This is a genomic window from Bacillus sp. ES1-5, assembly GCF_022487605.1.
GTDB classification, from domain to species: Bacteria; Bacillota; Bacilli; order Bacillales; family Bacillaceae_G; genus Bacillus_A; species Bacillus_A wiedmannii.
Map to the genome: position 1 here is coordinate 1 of NZ_JAKVPU010000028.1, position 2,234 is coordinate 2,234.

1 protein-coding gene and 1 pseudogene are annotated in these 2,234 nt (G+C 33.3%); both read right to left on the bottom strand.

From position 1 onward, the window contains the following. Positions 1-263: 263 nt before the first annotated feature. Positions 264-1,193 (bottom strand): DMT family transporter, encoded by a 930-nt coding sequence (locus MKO96_RS29055; protein WP_240589335.1) that lies wholly within the window; start codon positions 1,191-1,193, stop codon positions 264-266. A 253-nt stretch (positions 1,194-1,446) separates the two neighbouring features. After that, positions 1,447-1,686, bottom strand: a pseudogene (locus MKO96_RS29060) (helix-turn-helix domain-containing protein); the annotation flags it as partial. Positions 1,687-2,234 lie beyond the last annotated feature (548 nt).

Below are 2,234 nucleotides of genomic sequence, written 5' to 3' on the forward strand. Positions count from 1 at the left end.
TTCGTTAGTTAATGTCAACTAAGTTTTTCATTTTGTTTGCCGCGTTCTGCGTTATTGCATCGGCGACTTGTTCTATATTACACCTCTATACTTTAATCGTCAATACCTTTTATTCAATTAATAATAAAAATAATTCCAAAGGTATTTTCTATATTAGTTTCAGTTATTTAATTCCTCTCATTCAATGAAAATAATGAAAAGGACATCCTATTACATACAAGGCGTCCTTTTCATTAAACACTATATACATGCTCTTATAAACTTTAACATTCTTCATTCTCTTTAACATTTCGCTCGCCTGAGATAAATAAATCAATTAATTTACGTTTATCCGCCCATATCACTCCAAATAAAACTAAGCTACCACCTATTACTATTCTCCACGTCAAAGATTCATTTAATAGAACAATTGAAGCAACAATACTTATTAACGGTAACGCATTTAAATATAATCCACTTACTGATGCCGAGACTGTCTCTAATGCTCTATTCCAAAACCAATACGCTAAAATTGTTGCCCCAATAACAAGATATATTACACTTAGTCCAGCCTTCCACGTTTCAATCTTTGGAAAACCGTAATAAAAAGTTTCTGCCATTGCAAATGGTAATAGAATAACAGCTCCAATAATTAAAGTTAATGTTGTAAAAACCTTGTTTGATAGATACTGTTCTTGTTTTGGTCGTTTCAGCAATACTGTATAGAAAGCAAATAAGAACGTGCTTAATAAAATAAGGATATCTCCTATTAAAGATACTTCTTGATCGACATTACTAAATGGAATTGTAATAAGAAGTACTCCGATAGCCCCCAATACAATACCGATCCAATAATTAAGCTGAATTTTTTCTTTCAAAAAGAACGCTGAAAAAAGAATTGTAACTAAAGGTAAAGCAGCATCAATAATACTAACATGCAATCCACTCGTTAAAGAAATACCGTAGGATGTGAACATAAAGTACCCAGCTATACCAGTAAAAGATAGTAAACTCATTCTTTTCCACGGGACTTGTTTATGTACAACTGATCTTTTTAATTGTTTAAATGAGAATAGTAAACAAATTCCACCAGCTAAGAAAAGGCGAATAAATAACAAAGTAAATGGCTGAATAGATTCTAATGCCCACTTTGTTGGCGCAATGGCTGTCCCCCATAATATAACAGCCACTAATAACATGCATATTTCTTTCATAATCCCCCACACCCATCAAAAAATATATGTTAACTATCTTAATTATAGATTTTTTCTTATGTGAAATCCTGTGAACTACCCCCCACTTAGTAACTGTTACGAGTTTCCCCCTAAGTGGGGGGCTTCTCGGTTCATCGCTACTTTTGATAGCTAACGAATTTGTCCTAGGACAGCCGAGCTAATTCCCTTGTTCCAAATGTTATTTCTTACGATTTATACCAATGCTAATAACCGCATGGCTTCCTTTTTGATATTGAGCGTTGGCCAACGCCAATGAATCAACTTCTTTCAACCCTTCATACTCCACTTTGTATTTCGCAGGAGTAGGGAATTTTTGTTTCTTCAGTTCTTCCTTGTTCGCTTTGTGTTTTTTATATACTTCTTTTCTTTCAGCCAGCATTTTATTATACACAAAGCGTACACATCCGAACGTTTTACGTATAAGGTGTGCTTTGCCATATCCATTCACCTCATTTTCTGCTTCATTTCCCATAAGCTATGACGGTGATCACACAACCTGAACACTACAAGATTATTATCTACTTTCTTCATTGTTATACCAAACTTTACCTCTTATAAGACTGATTATATCAGGGGCGAAATAAATAGGAAAACCAAATGTTTGGCTACGCCAAACCGAAATTCATCTCCCACCTACCGCTAGACTATCGTCTTTCACACGCTTGAGGAATGAAACCTCTTTCGGATAATACGTTAAAAATGAAAAAACGGTATGTAAAAAACAACTGAATAGCTATTTTCCGCATACCGTTTTCATATAAAAAGTAAAATATTTTTAGTCATCCTATAACTCAATCAATATAAAAGGTAATTCTTACCTTCAACTAATATTCAAACGTATTACTTTATACACCTTTACCCGATTATCATCCAAAATTCATTTGAAACAATCTCTATTTCATTCTTTTCCATCTTTAAGATTATTAAATTTATGGATTATGACATTTAGTAAATAAAAATAAACACAAAAAAACCTAAGTCGAATCGACTTAGGTTTTTGCTTGGCGACGTCCTACTCTC